The following is a 15,265-nucleotide window of genomic DNA, read 5'->3' as shown; positions in this document are numbered from 1 at the left end:
GGAGAGTGGGATGGATCCGAACGGGATCGAAGGGCTGGACGCGCAATTCATTGGCCGGGTATCGCCCACCATGCCGCGCATCATGGCGGGCGGGCATCCGTGCCAGGGGATCTACTGGACGAAATCGGGCACGCGGCCGAAAGTGGCGATCATCGCCACCCACTATAATGTCGATTTTTCCGAACATTATATCGCGCCCTATTTTGCCCGTCAGGGGTTCGGCTTTCTGGGCTGGAACACCCGCTATCGCGGGGTGGAGGACCAGTTCCTGCTGGAACATGCCGTGCTTGACATCGGCGTGGGGATGCGCTGGCTGAAGGAGGAGGCCGGGGTCGAGCGGATCGTCATCCTTGGCAATTCCGGCGGCGGTTCCCTGATGGGGGCCTATCAGGCCGAGGCCATATCGCCCACCCTGTCGGACCGTCTGCCAAGCGCGGGGCAGGATGCGCTGGCACAGCTCATCAAGGGCGATCTCTACATTTCCTTCAACGCGCACCAGGGGCGGCCGGAGGTGCTGACCGACTGGATGGACGCCTCGGTGATCGACGAGAATGATCCGGTGGCGACCGATCCGGAGCTGGATCCCTTCAACCCCGACAACGGACCGCCCTATTCGGACGCCTTCATCGCGAAATATCGTGCCGCCCAGCGCGCGCGGAACCAGCGCATCACCGATTGGGCGAAGGCGGAACTGGCGCGGCTGAATGCGGCCGGGGTGCCCGACCGGCTGTTCCCTATGTTCCGCTGCTGGGGCGATGTCCGCTGCGTGGATCCGTCCATCGATCCGTCGGACCGCAAGCCGAACTGGTGCTATCGCGGCGATCCGAAGATCGCCAACCGCACCCCCAGCATCGGCCGCGCCAACATGATCCGGACCTGGCTGAACATGTGGAGCCTTGAGACATCGCCTTGCCAGGGCGCGCCGCATCTGGCGAAGCACGACACCCCCGCGCTGGTGGTGCAGGGGCTGGCGGATACGGGCGTCTTCCCCAGTGATGCCCGCAAGATCTTCGATTTCCTGGGCAGCGCCGACAAGCGGCTGGAGCTGATTCCGGGCGCGCACTATTTCGAGGACAGCCTGGCCGAACGACAGGATGCCGCCGATCTCGTGGGCAGCTGGATCCGGTCGAAACTGTAATGCTGGCCGATGCCGGCATCGTGGAGGGTTTGCGCCGCGCCGGCCTGATCGGCGCGGAAGAGCCCCGGCTGGTGCCGTTGGCGGGCGGCGTTTCCTGCGATGTGTGGAAGCTGGAGACAGCTGAGGGGCCGGTGGTGGTGAAGCGGCCATTGGCGAAGCTGCGCGTCGCGGCGGACTGGCGCGCGCCTGTGGAGCGCGGCGCCAGCGAGGTGCGCTGGCTGCGCCGGGCGCGCGAAGTGGATCCCCGCATGGCACCCGAGGTGCTGGCCGAACTGCCCGGCCACGGCTTCGTGCTGCGCTTCCTGCCCGATGCGCCGGTCTGGAAGGACGAGCTTGTGGCTGGGCATGGGGCGCCCGGATTCGCCGCTGCCGTGGGCCTGCGCATTGCCGCCCTCCATTCGGCGACGGCCTTCAGCGACGCGGACCGCGCGGCCTTTCCGACCGACGAGATGTTCCGCGCCCTGCGGGTCGATCCGTTCATCCTGCATGTCGCCCGTGCCGACGCCGAACTTGCCCCGGTCCTTCATGCGATTGCCGACGATCTGACGGCCCGCAAGGTCGCGCTGGTGCATGGCGATGTCAGCCCCAAGAACATCCTCGTCCATGCGGACGGGCCGGTGTTTCTGGATGCCGAATGCGCGGTCTTTGGCGATCCGGCCTTCGACCTCGCCTTTTGCACCACGCACCTGCTGCTGAAGCATGTGTGGCTGGGCGGCGTGCGGCCTGCGGCCGAAGCGCTGGTTGCAGCCTATGCGGGCCGGGTCGACTGGGAAGCGCCGGACGCTGTTCTCGAACGCGCAGGCCCATTGACCGCCGCCCTACTTCTCGCCCGCGTGGAGGGAAAATCCCCCGCGCCCTATCTCATCGACCCTGCGCACCGGGACTGCGTGCGCGGACAGGCGCGGGCGCTGCTGCGCCGCCCTGCGTCCCTCGACCGGCTGGTCGCGGACTGGAAAGGACTGGAATGACCGCACGCATCGCCACGGTGACGGGCCGCCGCCTCTGGGATTCGCGGGGCCGCCCCACGGTGGAAGCCGAAGTCCGGCTGGACTCGGGTGCGGTGGGCCGCGCCATCGCCCCGGCCGGCGCGTCGAGAGGGGCCCATGAGGCGATCGACCTGCGCGACGGCGGCGCGGCCTTCGGCGGGTTTGGCGTCGACCGGGCCGTCGCCGGGATCGCTGCCGAAATCGCCCCCGCCATCGCCGGCATGGATGCGCGTGAGCAGGCGGCGGTGGACCGGGCGCTCTGCGATCTGGATGGCACGCCCAACAAGGCGCGGCTTGGGGCGAATGCCGTGGTCGCCGTGTCGATGGCGGTGCTGCACGCCGCTGCGGCCGATGCGCGCGAGCCGCTGTGGCGCTGGCTGGCCCAGGGCCGCAAGGTTCGAATCCCGCTGCCGGAAATCCAGATTTTCGGCGGCGGCGCGCATGCCGGCCGCCGCACCGACGTGCAGGATTTCATGGTGATGTGCCCGAAGGCCGGTTCGTTCCGTCGGGCGATGGAAATAACCCACGATGTGTTCCGGGCGGCCGGCCGGTTGATGGAGGAAAAAGGGCCGCTTTCGGGCGTGGCGGACGAAGGCGGCTGGTGGCCCAATTTCGCCTCGAACGAGGATGCGCTGGAAACGCTGACCCGCGCCATCGAGGCGAGCGGCCATAGGGATGTGTTCATCTCGCTCGACATCGCCGCCAACGAACTGGGCGACGAAAGCGGCTACCGGCTGGCGCTGGATGGGCGCCGCCTGTCTGGCGCGGACATGGCCGCACGTATGATCGAATGGACGAAGCGCTACCCGATCCTGTCCATCGAGGACCCGGCGGGCCAGGACGACTGGAAGACGATGGCGGCGGTGAATGCGGCCATCGGCAGCCATGTGCAGCTGATCGGCGACGATGTGCTGGTGACGAACGCCGCGCGGGTGGAGGCGGCGGCGAAGGCCGGAGTCTGCAACGCCGCCCTCATCAAGGTGAACCAGGTCGGCACCGTGACCGAAGCAAAGGCCGCGCTGGACGCCGCCGTCGCGCATGGCTGGGGCGCGCTGGTGTCCGCCCGCTCCGGGGAGACGGAGGATGTCACCATCGCCCATCTGGCGACCGGCTGGAACGCCGGGCAGCTGAAGGTGGGCAGTTTCACCCGGTCCGAGCGGATGGCGAAATGGAACGAGGTGCTGCGGATCGAGGAAGCCATGGGCGCCGACGCCGAGTTCGCCGGGGCGTCGGCATTCTTCGCGCCGGTGGCGCAGGCTCTGGCATGATCGTCCTCCACGCCCGACCCAGCCCTGGATTTCGCGCCGCCGTCGATCGCATCTTCGGCGCCGGGGTCGTCGTCCATGTCGATGAGGCCGCCCCGCTCGACGAAGTCGCGCCGGAGATGACGGCGCTGCTCCATGTCCTCACGCCGGTCACGCGGGAGGTGATTGCCGCCGCGCCGAAGCTGAAGCTGATCCAGAAGCTGGGCGTGGGCGTCAACACCATCGCGCTGGATGCCGCGCGCGAGCATGGCGTGGCGGTCTGCAACATGCCCGGCACCAACAGCCAGGCGGTTGCCGAGATGGCGCTGTCGCTGATGCTGGCGGTGCTGCGCCGCACGCCCTTCTTCGACCGGCGCACAAGGGCAGGGGAGGGCTGGACCGCGGATCCGTCCGAACTGGACAGCGTCGGCGAGATCGGGGGCCGAACTGTCGGCCTCGTCGGATTCGGCCATTCCGCCGGGCGGCTCGCCCCGGCGCTGGCGGCGCTGGGTGCGCGCGTTGCCTACACCGCGCGCACTTCGCGCGACGTGCCTTACGAATATTGGCCGCAGGAGAAGCTGAGCGCGGAATCCGACATCCTTTCCCTCCATATTCCGCTCACCGACGAGACGCGCGGGCGGATCGACCCGCTGGCGATGAAGCGTGGCGCCGTGCTGGTGAACACGGCGCGCGGGGAACTGGTGGACGAAGCGAAGCTCGTGCAGGCGCTGTCCGAAGGGCATCTGCGCGGGGCGGGGCTGGACGTCTTTGCGCAGGAGCCGCTGCCGGCCGAAAGTCCGCTCCTCTCCCTGCCCAATGTCGTACTGGCGCCGCACATCGCCTGGCTGACGCCGGAAACGCTGGTGCGGAGCCTGACCGTCGCCCATGAAAACTGCCGTCGCCTGTTCGGCGCGGAACCCCTTTTGCATCAGGTGGTCTAATGTCCTGTCCCGTCGTTCTCATCACCGGCCAGCTTCTCACCGACGCCGTCTGGCAGCCGCTGATCGATGCCTGGCCCGGGCGCGACATCATCCTTGCCGACAATCGGCACGACGACAGCATTGCCGGTTTCGCTGACTGGCTGCTCGCCGCCGCCCCGCCGGAGTTTGATCTGATCGCCCATGCCATGGGCGGTTTTGTCGCCTTCGAAGTGATGCGCCGCGCCCCCGGCCGCGTCCGCAGGCTCGTCCTCATCGCCACCCTCGCCTCGGCGGACGGGCCTGCCCAGACGGCGCGGCGGCAGGGCTATATCGACCTGGTGGAATCGGGCCGCTTCGATCAGGTGGTGGAGGAACGCATTCCGATCCTTTTCCCGGAGCATCGGCGCAGCGACGAGCGGTTTCTGGGCATCGCGCGGCAGATGGCCGCCGACACCGGCGCTGAGACCTTCCTGCGCCAGCAGCGCGCGATCATGGCCCGGGCGGACAGTCGCCCGGCGCTGAAGGACATCAAGGTTCCCACGCTGCTGCTGCGCGGCGCGGGTGACGGCATCACGACAGACGCGCAGCAGCAGGAGATGCTGGCCGCGATCCCCGGCGCCCGCCTGGAGACGATTGCGGGGGCCGGGCATCTGCCCACGATCGAAGCGCCCGAAATCGTCGTTCCGATGCTGGCGGCGTTCCTCGACGGCTAGGCCGTTTCCCTAGGACTTCAGTTCGGCGCGGACGAGTTCCGTCCCCTGCACCATTGCCCTCAGCTTCGCCTGCGACTGTTCGCGGCTGTGATATTTCATCCCGCAGTCGGGCGCGATCCACAGCCGTTCGGCATCGACATGCCGCAGCGCCTGCCGGATGCGCGCCGCCACCGTTTCCGGTGTCTCCACCTCGGGCGTGGAGAGATCCAGCACGCCATACATGATGATCTTGTTCGGCAGGTCTTCGAGGATGGCGGGATCCAGCCCCGGCTGCGCCGCCTCGATGGAGATCACATCCACCACCGAGGCATCGAGTTCGGCGAGGAAATCATAGGCCTTGGGTTTTGCGACATGCGCGCCATGCACCATCGCGTAGCCGAAGCAGATGTGCAGCGCGGTCGTGCCCTCCACCCCGTCGAGCGAACGGTTGATCGCTTCGATGGCATAGGCGTTCGCTTCGGCCGCACGGGCCTGCAGATAGGGTTCGTCCAGCTGCACCACGTCGACGCCGGCTGCGAACAGGTCGCGGACTTCGGCATTGACCGCATCGGCATAGTCCATCGCCAGCGCGCGGGCGTCCGGGTAGAATCCATTTTCGGCCTGCTGCGTCATGGTGAAGGGGCCGGGCAGCGTCAGCTTCACCGGCTTCGTGGTGTGCCGCCGCAGGAAGGCCGCATCCTGCGCCTCGATGGGGCCCAACCGCCGGATCGGGCCCGAAACGAGCGGCACCGGGTTCGCCTTCCCCGTGCGGTCGATGGCGGTGCCGTGCTTTTCGGTATCGATGCCGGAAAGGGCGGTCGCCAGCCGGTTGGAATAGCTTTCCCGCCGCATCTCGCCGTCGCCGACGATGTCGATGCCGAGTTCTTCCTGGTCGCGGATCGCCATCAGCGTGGCGGCTTCCTGCGCGTCGGCCAGCCACGGCTCCGGAATCCGCCACAGCGTTTCGGCGCGCACGCGCGGCGGCAGGCTGGCCTTCAGCCGCTCCCGGTCGATCAGCCAGTCCGGCTGGGGATAGCTTCCCACGATGGTCGTCGGCAGGATAGGATGGCCGCGCAAGGCAATTCCCTTCAGATTGTCAGTCTCGACGGCATTGCTTAGTATTCTACCCAATTCAAGCAGAATGAAACAGATTCGGTGACGTGGGGAGAGAGTTGGATGATCGATCTGGAGGCAATCCGGACACTGGCGGACATTCCGGCCGCCCATGCCGCGCGCCACGGGCAGGATATCGCGATCAGGTTCGGTGACCGGGAAACCAGTTTCGCCCAGCTTGATGCCGTTTCGAACCGGATCTCGAACCGGCTGGCGGCATCCGGCATCCGGCCAGGCGACAGGGTATCCGTGCTCAGCAAGAACCATGATTTCTGGTATCCGCTGTTCTTCGGCACGGCGCGGGCGCGGGCGTGCCTTGCCCCCATCAACTGCCGCCTGACGGCGCGGGAAATCGCCTTCATCCTGGGCGATGCCGCCCCGAAACTGCTGTTCGTGGGCGAGGATTTCTTCGAAACCGCGCTCGCCGCTGTCGACGGCATGGCGGACAGGCCGCAGCTCGTCGCGCTGTATGGCGCGCATCCGGCATTCCAGCCGCTAAACGAATGGATCGGCGCTGCGCCGGCGACGCCGCCGGCCGACCGGCCCCGGCAGGAGGATGACGTCCTCCAGCTCTACACCAGCGGCACCACCGGGCTTCCCAAGGGCGTGGTGCTGGAAAACCGCAACTACAGCCGCTTCCTGCAGATGGCGGCCGAGGTGGACGGCTTCGCCTATGACGAGGGCGAGACGGTGATGATCGTCATGCCCTTGTTCCATGTGGCGGGCACCAACGTCAGCTTCGCGGGGCTGGCACAGGGCAGCCGCATCGTGCTGGTGAAGGATTTCTCAGCCGCAGACGCCATCCGCCTGTTTGCGGCGGAACGGGTCGCCCACGCCTTCCTCGCACCCGCCATGATCCAGATGATGTTGCAGCAGCCGGAAGCCGGGGGCGGCGATTATTCCGCGCTCAGGTCCATCGCCTATGGCGCCTCGCCGATTGCGGAAGCCGTGTTGCGGGGCGCGCGGGCCACCTTTGGCTGCAAGTTCGTGCAATTCTACGGCATGACGGAATCGACGGGCGGCGGCTCCTACCTCTCCCCGTCCGCGCATGATCTGCCGGGCAAGCTCACCTCCTGCGGTCAGCCCTGGCCCGGCACGGACATGGCGATCATCGATGCCGACGGCAATCCGCTGGGCGACGGCGAGATCGGGGAGATCGTCATTCGCGGCGACGTGGTGATGAAGAAATACTGGAACCGGGACGCCGCCACGGAAGAGGCGATCGGCAGCGGCTGGCTGCGGACAGGCGATGTCGGCTATCGCGACGCCGACGGCTTCTATTTCGTCCACGACCGCATCAAGGACATGATCGTGTCCGGCGGCGAGAATGTCTATCCGGCGGAAGTCGAAAGCGCGATCATGGGCTGCCCCGGTGTCGCAGATGTGGCGGTGATCGGCGTGCCCGACGCGAAATGGGGCGAGGCCGTGAAGGCGCTGATCGTCGCCGCCCCCGGCCACAGCCCCGCGCGGGAGGACATCATCGCCTGGGCGCGGGCGCGGATCGCCGGCTACAAGGCACCCAAGAGCGTGGATTTCATCGAGGCGCTGCCGCGAAACCCGTCCGGCAAGGTGCTGCGGCGCGAACTTCGCCAGCCTTATTGGGAAGGGCAGAGCCGGGCAGTCGGCTGACGGCCCGGGCCCCGTTCACACGCCTATTTCGCCATCGCCGCATCATTGCGGGCCAGCGCATGCGCGAGGATCAGGCCTTGGCGCTTGGTGCCATCGGCCTGCATCGGATCGTGCGCCACGTCGCTTTCGTCGAAGGTCTGGGTCCAGGCGGCGAATTCCAGGCAGACGCCGTCCGGATCGAAGAAATAGACCGAGCGGACATAGACGCCGTCGTTCATTTCCGGCGAAGACTGGGTGGGCGAATTGTCGTGGTTCAGCACCTGGGTGACATCCACGCCCTTGTCGATGAGGCGCTGGTAATATTCATCGAACTTCTCGGCCGGCACGTTGAAGGCGATGTGGTTCATCGATCCATGCGCCGACATGAAGTTGCCGCGCGTCGGCAGCGCTTCCGGGGCGGAGATGCCCGGAACGGCCTCTGGGGCGGTGGGGAACCAGAAGAAGGCCAGGCTGTCGCCATTGCCGATATCGAAGAAGAAGTGCTGGCCGTTGCCGCCGGGCAGGTCCAGCGTCTTCACCAGCGGCATGCCCAGCACGTCGCGGTAGAACTCGACGGTTTTCGCCATATCCTTGCAGACGAGCGCGAGGTGATTGACGCCCCGGAACTCGAACTGGGTGTTTGTCTCGGCCATGATCTTCCTCCTCAGACAGTCGGGTTGGCGCTGGGGCGAGCCTTCATGCGCTCATACCAGCCCAGCAGATTGGTGCATTCCGGGGCGACCGGCTGGCCAACCTGGAAGCCGAAATCGACAAAGGCGAACAGCAACACGTCGGCCAGGGTCAGCCGGTCTCCGGCGACGAAGGCGCGGCCGGCGATCATCGGATCGAGCCATCTGTAGCCATCCTGCGCCATGGCCTTCAGCCCGGCGGCCGCCTCGGGCAGCACGCGCATCCGGGGGGTGAACATCGGCAGCCCCTCGGCGAAGCGGAAGCCGTTGGTCAGCGGCTCGCAGATCTTCAGATCGATGCGGCGGGTCCACATGCGGGTCATGGCGCGCGCCTCCGGCGTATCCCCGATGAGGGATTGGCCGGGGGAAACCTCGTCCAGATATTCGCAGATGGCCGTCACCTCGGTCAGCACCGAGCCATCGTCCAGCTCCAGCGCCGGTGTCTGCCCGGCCGGATTGACCGACACATTATAGGGCGCGCGCCGGTTCTCCCCGCCGCGCAGGTCGATTTCCACTTCGGGGATCGTCACGCCCCGTTCGGCCATGAACATCTTCACGACACGCGGATTCGGCCCGACCGAGTTGTAGAATTTCATGCCCGTCCTCTTGCCTCTCTATACGGCCATTCGCCGGCAATCGTCAATTTGATTGACGAATTGTGCAATGGTACCCCCGGCCTCGGCCAGCGGATGCGATAGAGGGTGCCGGTGGTCGAGGCGGTCACATAGGCGTCCCGCCTGTCGGGCCCGCCGAAGCAGATGTTGGTGATGCCGATGTCGGGCAGGGGCAGAAATGCCTGGTCGCCATCCGGCCCGAAGATGCTGATCCCGCCTTCCACCATCGTCGCCACGCAGACATGCCCGGATTCCTCGACCGCCAGACTGTCCAGCAGGCGGAAGGCCGGCGGCGTTCCGATAAACCGCCCCGGGGACCAGGGGCCGGGCGGCGCAAGCACGCCGGGCGAGACAATCTCCATCGCCCAGAGCCGGGCGGTCATCGTCTCGCTGACGAACAGGGTGCGGCCGTCGGCTGAAAGCCCGACGCCATTCGGCCCCATCATCTGCGCCCGCTGCCGGCTGATGCGCGAGCCGTCTGCGGCTGCATGATAGAGCGCGCCATGATCCCGGCCGCTGTCACGAACCTGCCCATGGTCGCTGAACCAGAAGCCGCCATGGGCATCGAACACCAGGTCGTTCGGCCCTTTCAGCCGCTCGCCCTCGAAGCTGTCATACAGCGTCGTCACGTCCCCCGTCGTCAGATCGACGCGCTGGATGCTGCCGCAAGCCTTGTCGTTCGCAGCGTGGCCGGGGAACAGAAGCCCGCCGGCTTCGTGCCACTGGAAGCCGCCGTTGTTGCACACATAGGCGGCGCCGTCGGGACCGATCGCCAGCCCGTTCGGGCCACCGCCCAGCTCGGCCACCACCGCAAGCGTGCCGTCCGGCGAAACGCGCGTCAGCGTTCCGCGGGCGATTTCGACCAGCAGCACCGATCCGTCGGCCAGCGCCACCGGGCCTTCGGGAAAGCGAAGGCCGGTCGCGACCACTTCGGGGGTGCCGTAACCGCTCATTCCCTGGGACGCGGGGCGCTCAGGAAGTCGGCGGCGCTGAAGCCCTCCGGCGCGGCGATTTCCACGATGGGATCCGTGCGATTGTCATACTCCATCCGGAGCGCGCGCGTGATCACGGCATGCATGTCATAGAGGCAGGTGATGTAGGTGAATTCGAAGATCTGCTCGTCGCTCCAGAAGCTCTTGAGCTTGGCGAACACCTCGTCCGGCACGCGGCCGCCGGCCTGGCTGAGGCAATCGGCATAGGCGAGCACGGCGCGCTCCTGGTCGTTGTAGCAGTCCGCCACCTGCCAGAAGGGGATGCCGGCGATCTTTTCCTCGCTGACCCCGAGGCCGCGCAGCGACTTGCAATGCTGGGAAAAGACGAACTGGCTCTGCTTCACCCAGCCGGCGCGGGTCTGGCCCAGTTCGCGCAGCACCGGATCGATCTTGCGGTCCGGGTGGCGATAGACCGCGAAGCCGTCGATCGCATGCTTGAAGATGTCGGGCGCCAGCGCATAGACCGTCCACCAGTCGCCGGGCGTGCCGGTGGCGGTTCCCGGCTCGGCGACGGGATCGCGGTCTCCGAACAGGCGGTTGTAATAGGCCAGCACCGTTTCGTTGGTGACTTCGGCGCGCGGAACCTGGCGCAGGATTGGCATTCGGGCCTCCTCAGGCAAATTTGCGGAATTCGGCGACATGGGCAGAGTCGAAATACTCGTCCAGCCGGGTGATCCTGCCATCGACGACCCGGCAGATGATGGCGCAGGGCAGGCGCACCAATCCGCCGTCGTGCGTGCGCTTTCCCTTCAGCACATGCTGCTGGACGAAGCCGCCGGGGAATGTGGTCAGCCGCCGGTCGGCATATTCGCGGTCGGTGATGCGGGCGACCATGCCGGTCAGCGTCTTCGCCGTCTGTTCAGGGGTCACGATCAGTTCGTCGGTGTTGTGCCAGATCTCGGCGTCGGGCGTGAAGCTTGCCTGCATGGTTTCGATGTCGCCCTGCTCGATGGCGTCGAAGAAGCGCGTCGCCATTGCCCGGATCTCGTCCTGTTCCGCCATTTCCGTCCTCCTCAGCGTCCGAACATGCGGCCGCCATTGGCCGCGATCAGCCCCGCGATGTCGTCACCACGGTAATCCGGGTCGGCCGATGGGCCGAAGGCCGCCAGCATGTCGCCCGTCACCGCCTCGGCCATGTCCTTCCACTCCGGGTGGGTGAAGATCCAGAACTCGTCGTCCTCGATCGCCCGCACGACCCGCTCGCCGATCCGCGCCGGCGACATGCCGCCCGCCAGCACGCCCTGCATCGCCTGGCTGGTCGCCGCCGCCTGCCCCGCTTCCACCTCTGCCGGTCGAAGATCGCGCGTGGTTTCCACGATCCGCGTGGCCGACATGCCCGGCATCAGCACCGAGATGCCGACACGGGTTGGCGCCAGTTCGTTCCTGAGCGCCATGGCGATCCCCAGCGTCGCATATTTGGAGCTGATGTAGGCGACCGAGATCGGCGGCGGCACGATCGCGACCATCGACGAAGTGATGACGAGGTGCGCCGGATTTCCGCTGGCCTTCATGTCCCCCAGGAAGGTGCGGCAGGCATAGAGATGGGCGTGCGCGTTCACCGCATAGTTCCAGCGCCATACCTCGGTGTCATATCGTTCGAACGGCCCCGACCCGCCGCCGACGCCCGCATTGCTGAACAGGATGCTGACAGGGCCAAAGGCGCGCGCGGCCTCTCCTGCGGCTGCCCAGCCGGCTTCGCTGGTGACATCCAGCGTCACGCCCATGGCCCGTGCGCCCGCATCGGAGAGGTCCCTCGCGGCCGCCGTCACCCGGTCGGTGTCGATGTCGGCCAGCACCAGCGATGCGCCCCTTGCCGCAAGCGCCCGCGCTGTGGCGAGCCCCAGCCCGCTGGCGCCGCCGGTGATGAACGCGGTCTTGCCGGCAACATCGGTCATTCCGCCAGATCCTTTTCAAGGTGGCGTGTCATCGCCAGCTGCGCCACGGCCGCCGCAATCGCGAACGGCACCAATGTCATCAGCGCCCAGCGCAGGCTGGCATCGCCATGCACGGGCTTCAGCCAATCGCTGACGCCGCCGACGAACAGCGGCCCCAGGCCAAGGCCGACGATGTTGAACATCAGCATCAGCACGGCCGCCGCCGTCGCCCGCGAACGCGGCGGCGTGAGGTTCTGCACAAGCGCAAGGGCGGGCGCCACATAGGCGGTGCAGGCCGCCATCGGGATCATCATCAGCGCCAGCGATAGCTGCCAGCTGTCGGCCATAAGGGCCGCGATCAGGGAGGGCGCGATGATGAGGCTGGCGATCGCGGGGATCAGCCCATAGGCGCGGGGTGACCGGGCGGCGAGGTGCGTGACCAGCCAGCCGCCGCCCAGCATGCCGATGCCGAATGTGATGCCGGCGGCGGGCGCGAACCAGGTCGCCATCGCGGAGATCGGCATTCCCTGCGTGCGCATCAGATAGGCGGGGATCCAGTTCAGCATGCCATAGCTGACGAAGGCCGACAGGCCGCTGCCGATCATCACCAGCCTGAGCGACGGGCGGCTGACGAACATGGCAAGGCTCTGGAGGAAGGGAAGGGCGGTGTCGGCCGGCTTGTGCCCGTCCATCGCGCCGCGCGCCGGTTCGCGCACAAGCAGGTAGAGCAGCGGCGCGACGAGGATGCCGACGGCCCCGATCAGCAGGAAGGCATTGCGCCAGCCGATGCTGTGCGCGGCCCAGCCGCCGAACGCCGCCCCCACGAACACGCCGAACGGGCCGTTCAGGGTGAAGATGGCGATGATCAGCGGCCGCCGGGCCGCCGGGTAATAATCCGCCAGCACCGACAGCGAAGGCGCCGTGCCGCCGGATTCGCCGGCGCCCACGCCGAAGCGCATGAGCGCGAGTTGCCAGAAGTTGGAAACCAGCCCGCAGGCGGCGGTGAAGCCGCTCCACACCACGCAGCAGATCGCGATCAGCTTCACCCGGTTCCAGCGGTCGGCCAGCATGGCAACGGGAACCCCCATCGCCGCATAGAAAAGCGCGAAGGCAAGCCCCGTCAGCAGCCCGAACTGGGTGTCGCTGAACTGCATATCGGCCCGGATCGGCTCCACCAGCACGCTCAGCAGCTGACGGTCCACGAAGTTGATGGTGCCAACCAGGAACAGCATCGCCAGCGCCACCGTGCGGCGAATTTCCAGCGAACGGTCGGTCTGCGACCCGTCAGCAGCCCCAGCCTCCAGCACGGCGGTCGGTTCCGTCATCTCTCTCCCCAGGCGGTTCTCCGCGTCCTCCCGAAAATGCTTAGGTATTTAAGTTTATCTGTCAATGTGCTTTACGAATGGGCGTGGGATGGCGGTCAAAAGGAGGAGGGGAGAAATGGATATCTGCGCGAAAACGGCCATCGTCACCGGGTCGGCCGCTGGTATCGGTCGCGCCAGCGCCGTTGCGCTTGCGCGTGCAGGGGCCGCCGGGATCGCGCTTGTCGACATCGATGGGCCGGGGCTGGAGGAGACGGCGCGGCAGGTGCGCGAATTGGGCGCGATCGCGACCGTTCACCGCCTTGATCTGGCCGATCTGTCCGCGACCGAAAGCTGGTTCCGCGCCCATGGCGACGTGGACATCCTGCACAACAATGCCGGGGTGGTTGCGGGCGGCCCGCAGTTTCCCGAAGCGGATGTCGGCCGCCTGGGCTGGATCATCGACGTGAACCTCGGCTCGCTCGTGATCGCGACCCAGATCGCCGCACAGGCCATGCACGCGCGCGGCGGGGGCGTCATCGTCAACACGGTCTCCACCGTCGCGCTCGGCACCGGCTTCCATGATGCGATGTACGCCACCACCAAGGCCGGGGTGATGATGTTCACCCGCTGCTGCGCCGGACTTCATGCGCGGTGGAACGTCCGCGTGCTGGGCGTGCTGCCCGGCCTCACCGACACGCCCATCCTCAACAAGACAGGCGCCGACGGCCCGTCGGACTGGATGCTGAACGTGCTTGCGAACAACGAGGCCTGCCGGCCCGAGGATATCGCGGACGGAATGATCGCCCTCGTCACGGACGACAGCCGCAAGGGCGGAGACTGGGTTGCCGTGCGCAAGATCGACGGCCGTATCGAGCATCAATGGGGCACGGCCGACACGGTCTAGCGCGTCGGCGCCGCCAGCATGTTGGTGCCGAACAGGTTCGACCATTGCTCTTCCGTCAGCACGGGCCGCGCGCTGGACAGGTTTGCGGCATTCTTCACGTCGGTGCCGCGCTGCACGGCGGGGCGCTCTCCGATGGCCGCGAACCAGCGTGCGACATCGGGAAAGTCATCCAGCGTCAGCCCGATGGCGCGGATGGCCCGCGTCCAGGGCCAGCAGGCGATGTCGGCGATGCTGTAATCGCCGGCCAGATATTCGGCCTCCTTCAGGCGGCCGTTCAGCACATGCAGCAGGCGGATCGTCTCGTTGCGATAGCGCGCCACCGGATAGTCCTGCCCCTCTGGCGCATAGCGGATGAAATGATGCGCCTGCCCCTGCATCGGCCCGAAGCTCGCCATCTGCCACATCAGCCATTGCTGCGCCTGGCTGCGGCGGCGCGGATCGGCCGGCATCAGCTGCCCGCTCTTCTCGGCCAGATACAACAGGATCGCTCCGCTCTCGAACACCGGCAGTGGGGCGCCGCCGCCGACCGGCGCATGATCCACGATGGCCGGCAGCCGTCCGTTGGGATTGATGCGCCGGTAATCGGGCGTCAGATGGTCGCCGGCCAGCATGTCCATCTTCAGCAGCTGGTGCGGCAGGCCGACTTCCTCCAGCATGATGGAGATCTTGTGGCCGTTGGGCGTGGGCGTGAAATAGACGTCGATCATCGGGCCTGCCTTTCCGCATGGTTGGCGCGTGCCGCGGTGAATACGGCTTCGAAGGCGGCGCGCCCGGCGGGATAGCCGCTGACGGAAAGCGTGACGCCCGCGATCTTCCACCCGCCGTCCCGCACAAGGTCATGGGAGTAGCGCCCGATCAGGTCGCCCATGCGCATCTCGCCCCCGATCTCAACGAAATGCGCGGCGTCGACGATGCTCGACGCGCGCGCGCCATCACCGTCCACATGCGCGCGGATATTGTGCAGGCGGTGGGCGGTGGCGGCAAAGCCTTCGAGAGAGCGGCAGCGGGCCGTCCATTCGTCGGCGCTTATCGGCCCGACCACCGATCCGATGGCACCATAGTCCAGCCGGATCTCGTTGGTGAACAGCGCCCGGAACGCGGCCCAGTCGCGGGCGTCGAGCGCCTCGGCATAGGCCAGCACGGCATCCGCCGCCGCTTGCCTGTCAAGGTAAGCGGCGGCGCTCATG

The 15,265-nt window shown here is 67.1% G+C and carries 17 protein-coding genes; 7 read left to right on the top strand and 10 right to left on the bottom strand.

What is annotated here, in order from left to right; translation table 11 throughout:
- The first annotated feature begins 10 nt into the window (after nucleotides 1-10).
- The 5 genes from ACE3O8_RS00635 to ACE3O8_RS00615 are packed head-to-tail and all read left to right on the top strand — an operon-like array spanning nucleotide 11 to nucleotide 5,001.
- Nucleotides 11-1,138, top strand: coding sequence for an alpha/beta hydrolase (locus ACE3O8_RS00635; protein WP_374385686.1), 1,128 nt, complete (start codon nucleotides 11-13; stop codon nucleotides 1,136-1,138).
- Complete coding sequence (locus tag ACE3O8_RS00630; protein ID WP_374385684.1) at nucleotides 1,138-2,106, top strand: phosphotransferase family protein; 969 nt, start codon at nucleotides 1,138-1,140, stop codon at nucleotides 2,104-2,106. Before ACE3O8_RS00635 ends, ACE3O8_RS00630 begins: the two co-directional genes overlap by 1 nt.
- Complete coding sequence (gene eno, locus ACE3O8_RS00625; protein ID WP_374385682.1) at nucleotides 2,103-3,392, top strand: phosphopyruvate hydratase; 1,290 nt, start codon at nucleotides 2,103-2,105, stop codon at nucleotides 3,390-3,392. Before ACE3O8_RS00630 ends, eno begins: the two co-directional genes overlap by 4 nt.
- Nucleotides 3,389-4,309, top strand: a complete 921-nt coding sequence (locus ACE3O8_RS00620; protein WP_374385680.1) for an NAD(P)-dependent oxidoreductase — start codon at nucleotides 3,389-3,391, stop codon at nucleotides 4,307-4,309. The genes eno and ACE3O8_RS00620 overlap by 4 nt, the downstream gene beginning before the upstream one ends.
- A complete protein-coding gene (locus ACE3O8_RS00615) occupies nucleotides 4,309-5,001 on the top strand; it encodes an alpha/beta fold hydrolase (protein ID WP_374385678.1) in 693 nt (230 codons plus the stop codon). The genes ACE3O8_RS00620 and ACE3O8_RS00615 overlap by 1 nt, the downstream gene beginning before the upstream one ends.
- 9 nt (nucleotides 5,002-5,010) lie before the next feature.
- Here ACE3O8_RS00615 and ACE3O8_RS00610 read toward each other — a convergent pair whose 3' ends face one another.
- Nucleotides 5,011-6,057, bottom strand: a complete 1,047-nt coding sequence (locus ACE3O8_RS00610) for a 5-methyltetrahydropteroyltriglutamate--homocysteine methyltransferase (RefSeq protein ID WP_374385676.1) — start codon at nucleotides 6,055-6,057, stop codon at nucleotides 5,011-5,013.
- Nucleotides 6,058-6,156: 99 nt separating this feature from the next.
- Between ACE3O8_RS00610 and ACE3O8_RS00605 the strand changes: the two genes are divergently transcribed.
- Nucleotides 6,157-7,722, top strand: a complete 1,566-nt coding sequence (locus ACE3O8_RS00605) for a long-chain-fatty-acid--CoA ligase (RefSeq protein WP_374385674.1) — start codon at nucleotides 6,157-6,159, stop codon at nucleotides 7,720-7,722.
- A 23-nt stretch (nucleotides 7,723-7,745) separates the two neighbouring features.
- Here ACE3O8_RS00605 and ACE3O8_RS00600 read toward each other — a convergent pair whose 3' ends face one another.
- Genes ACE3O8_RS00600 through ACE3O8_RS00570 form a run of 7 tightly spaced genes read right to left on the bottom strand, consistent with a single transcriptional unit; the run spans nucleotide 7,746 to nucleotide 13,195 of the window.
- Complete coding sequence (locus ACE3O8_RS00600; protein ID WP_374385672.1) at nucleotides 7,746-8,354, bottom strand: VOC family protein; 609 nt, start codon at nucleotides 8,352-8,354, stop codon at nucleotides 7,746-7,748.
- An 11-nt stretch (nucleotides 8,355-8,365) separates the two neighbouring features.
- Nucleotides 8,366-8,986 carry a glutathione S-transferase family protein gene (locus ACE3O8_RS00595; protein ID WP_374385670.1) on the bottom strand — a complete coding sequence of 207 codons (621 nt, stop codon included), beginning with the start codon at nucleotides 8,984-8,986 and terminating at the stop codon, nucleotides 8,366-8,368.
- The gene (locus ACE3O8_RS00590) at nucleotides 8,983-9,957 is read right to left on the bottom strand and encodes an SMP-30/gluconolactonase/LRE family protein (RefSeq protein ID WP_374385668.1); all 975 of its coding nucleotides are present in this window, start codon (nucleotides 9,955-9,957) and stop codon (nucleotides 8,983-8,985) included. Before ACE3O8_RS00590 ends, ACE3O8_RS00595 begins: the two co-directional genes overlap by 4 nt.
- Nucleotides 9,954-10,598 (bottom strand): carboxymuconolactone decarboxylase family protein, encoded by a 645-nt coding sequence (locus ACE3O8_RS00585; RefSeq protein ID WP_374385666.1) that lies wholly within the window; start codon nucleotides 10,596-10,598, stop codon nucleotides 9,954-9,956. Before ACE3O8_RS00585 ends, ACE3O8_RS00590 begins: the two co-directional genes overlap by 4 nt.
- Nucleotides 10,599-10,608: 10 nt before the next feature.
- Entirely contained in the window at nucleotides 10,609-10,998 is a 390-nt protein-coding gene (locus ACE3O8_RS00580; protein WP_374385664.1) for a nuclear transport factor 2 family protein, read from the bottom strand.
- Between the two features lie 11 nt (nucleotides 10,999-11,009).
- On the bottom strand, nucleotides 11,010-11,891 hold the full coding sequence (locus ACE3O8_RS00575; RefSeq protein ID WP_374385662.1) for an SDR family NAD(P)-dependent oxidoreductase: 882 nt from the start codon (nucleotides 11,889-11,891) through the stop codon (nucleotides 11,010-11,012).
- A complete protein-coding gene (locus tag ACE3O8_RS00570; protein WP_374385660.1) occupies nucleotides 11,888-13,195 on the bottom strand; it encodes a spinster family MFS transporter in 1,308 nt (435 codons plus the stop codon). Before ACE3O8_RS00570 ends, ACE3O8_RS00575 begins: the two co-directional genes overlap by 4 nt.
- Before the next feature lie 115 nt (nucleotides 13,196-13,310).
- On the opposite strand from ACE3O8_RS00570, the gene ACE3O8_RS00565 reads away from it, so the two are divergent.
- A complete protein-coding gene (locus ACE3O8_RS00565; protein WP_374385658.1) occupies nucleotides 13,311-14,078 on the top strand; it encodes an SDR family NAD(P)-dependent oxidoreductase in 768 nt (255 codons plus the stop codon).
- Here ACE3O8_RS00565 and ACE3O8_RS00560 read toward each other — a convergent pair.
- Together ACE3O8_RS00560 and ACE3O8_RS00555 are read right to left on the bottom strand one after the other, a co-directional pair.
- Entirely contained in the window at nucleotides 14,075-14,785 is a 711-nt protein-coding gene (locus ACE3O8_RS00560) for a glutathione binding-like protein (RefSeq protein WP_374385656.1), read from the bottom strand. The two genes, ACE3O8_RS00565 and ACE3O8_RS00560, sit on opposite strands and share 4 nt — an antisense overlap.
- Entirely contained in the window at nucleotides 14,782-15,264 is a 483-nt protein-coding gene (locus tag ACE3O8_RS00555; RefSeq protein ID WP_374385654.1) for a nuclear transport factor 2 family protein, read from the bottom strand. Before ACE3O8_RS00555 ends, ACE3O8_RS00560 begins: the two co-directional genes overlap by 4 nt.
- Nucleotide 15,265: the final 1 nt, after the last annotated feature.

The sequence above is a fragment of the Sandaracinobacter sp. genome (assembly GCF_041909755.1).
Lineage (GTDB): Bacteria > Pseudomonadota > Alphaproteobacteria > Sphingomonadales > Sphingomonadaceae > Sandaracinobacteroides.
Note: the sequence above shows the minus strand (reverse complement) of the source record. Positions and strands in the feature narration are given on the sequence as shown.

Bases quoted from the DNA above. Each gene is read 5' to 3' on its own strand.
- ACE3O8_RS00585 (WP_374385666.1), bottom strand. From the start codon at position 10,598: ATGCCAATCCTGCGCCAGGTTCCGCGCGCCGAAGTCACCAACGAAACG.
- ACE3O8_RS00630 (WP_374385684.1), top strand. From the start codon at position 1,138: ATGCTGGCCGATGCCGGCATCGTGGAGGGTTTGCGCCGCGCCGGCCTG.
- ACE3O8_RS00620 (WP_374385680.1), top strand. From the start codon at position 3,389: ATGATCGTCCTCCACGCCCGACCCAGCCCTGGATTTCGCGCCGCCGTC.
- ACE3O8_RS00590 (WP_374385668.1), bottom strand. From the start codon at position 9,957: ATGAGCGGTTACGGCACCCCCGAAGTGGTCGCGACCGGCCTTCGCTTT.
- ACE3O8_RS00565 (WP_374385658.1), top strand. From the start codon at position 13,311: ATGGATATCTGCGCGAAAACGGCCATCGTCACCGGGTCGGCCGCTGGT.
- ACE3O8_RS00615 (WP_374385678.1), top strand. From the start codon at position 4,309: ATGTCCTGTCCCGTCGTTCTCATCACCGGCCAGCTTCTCACCGACGCC.
- eno (WP_374385682.1), top strand. From the start codon at position 2,103: ATGACCGCACGCATCGCCACGGTGACGGGCCGCCGCCTCTGGGATTCG.
- ACE3O8_RS00560 (WP_374385656.1), bottom strand. From the start codon at position 14,785: ATGATCGACGTCTATTTCACGCCCACGCCCAACGGCCACAAGATCTCC.
- ACE3O8_RS00595 (WP_374385670.1), bottom strand. From the start codon at position 8,986: ATGAAATTCTACAACTCGGTCGGGCCGAATCCGCGTGTCGTGAAGATG.
- ACE3O8_RS00570 (WP_374385660.1), bottom strand. From the start codon at position 13,195: ATGACGGAACCGACCGCCGTGCTGGAGGCTGGGGCTGCTGACGGGTCG.
- ACE3O8_RS00605 (WP_374385674.1), top strand. From the start codon at position 6,157: ATGATCGATCTGGAGGCAATCCGGACACTGGCGGACATTCCGGCCGCC.
- ACE3O8_RS00575 (WP_374385662.1), bottom strand. From the start codon at position 11,891: ATGACCGATGTTGCCGGCAAGACCGCGTTCATCACCGGCGGCGCCAGC.
- ACE3O8_RS00600 (WP_374385672.1), bottom strand. From the start codon at position 8,354: ATGGCCGAGACAAACACCCAGTTCGAGTTCCGGGGCGTCAATCACCTC.
- ACE3O8_RS00635 (WP_374385686.1), top strand. From the start codon at position 11: ATGGATCCGAACGGGATCGAAGGGCTGGACGCGCAATTCATTGGCCGG.
- ACE3O8_RS00580 (WP_374385664.1), bottom strand. From the start codon at position 10,998: ATGGCGGAACAGGACGAGATCCGGGCAATGGCGACGCGCTTCTTCGAC.
- ACE3O8_RS00555 (WP_374385654.1), bottom strand. From the start codon at position 15,264: ATGAGCGCCGCCGCTTACCTTGACAGGCAAGCGGCGGCGGATGCCGTG.